1 rRNA gene (cut by a window edge) is annotated in these 827 nt (G+C 52.5%); it reads right to left on the bottom strand.

The features are described from left to right. A 23S ribosomal RNA gene (locus CGZ75_RS16885) occupies nucleotides 1-700 on the bottom strand; it reaches 2,239 nt to the left of the window's first position. Nucleotides 701-827 lie beyond the last annotated feature (127 nt).

Raw genomic sequence — 827 nt, 5'->3', positions numbered from 1 at the left:
TTCGCCCTATTCAGACTCGCTTTCGCTGCGGCTCCGTCTTCCCGACTTAACCTTGCACGTGAACGTAACTCGCCGGTTCATTCTACAAAAGGCACGCCATCACCCAGTAATAGGGCTTTGACTTTTTGTAAGCGCACGGTTTCAGGTTCTATTTCACTCCGCTCCCGCGGTGCTTTTCACCTTTCCCTCACGGTACTGCTTCACTATCGGTCGCCAGAGAGTATTTAGCCTTGGCAGATGGTCCTGCCGGATTCCCACGAGGTTTCACGTGTCTCGCGGTACTCGGGATCCGTCTCGGAGGGAATGGACTTTTGGGTACAGGGCTTTTACCTCTTGTAGCGGGCCTTTCCAGACCTCTTCGCCTAACCCATTCCTTTGTAACTCCATGTGAGACGTCCCACAACCCCAAGGAGCAAGCCCCTTGGTTTGGGCTAATCCGCGTTCGCTCGCCGCTACTGACGGAATCACTATTGTTTTCTCTTCCTCAGGGTACTTAGATGTTTCAGTTCCCCTGGTATGCCTCACGCGACGCTATGTATTCACATCGCAGTAACTGGACATTACTCCAGCTGGGTTTCCCCATTCGGAAATCCCCGGATCAACGCTTGCTTACAGCTCCCCGAGGCCTATCGTGGTTCGCCACGTCCTTCTTCGGCTTCTGGCGCCTAGGCATCCTCCGTGCGCTCTTAGTAGCTTAACCAATGCTCCGGTTCTAACGAACCTTCGCTTCACCTTGTCCGAAGACAAGCTGACAGGTAAGCAACAGCTATCGGATGTTTCAGCATTTCATATCGTTCGTATCCAGTTTTCAAGGTACAAGGTGTTTT

It is taken from the genome of Paenibacillus herberti, assembly GCF_002233675.1.
In the GTDB taxonomy this organism is placed as follows: domain Bacteria; phylum Bacillota; class Bacilli; order Paenibacillales; family Paenibacillaceae; genus Paenibacillus_O; species Paenibacillus_O herberti.
The sequence above is the reverse complement of the archived record's forward strand: the minus strand, read 5'-3'. Positions and strand labels throughout refer to the sequence as shown.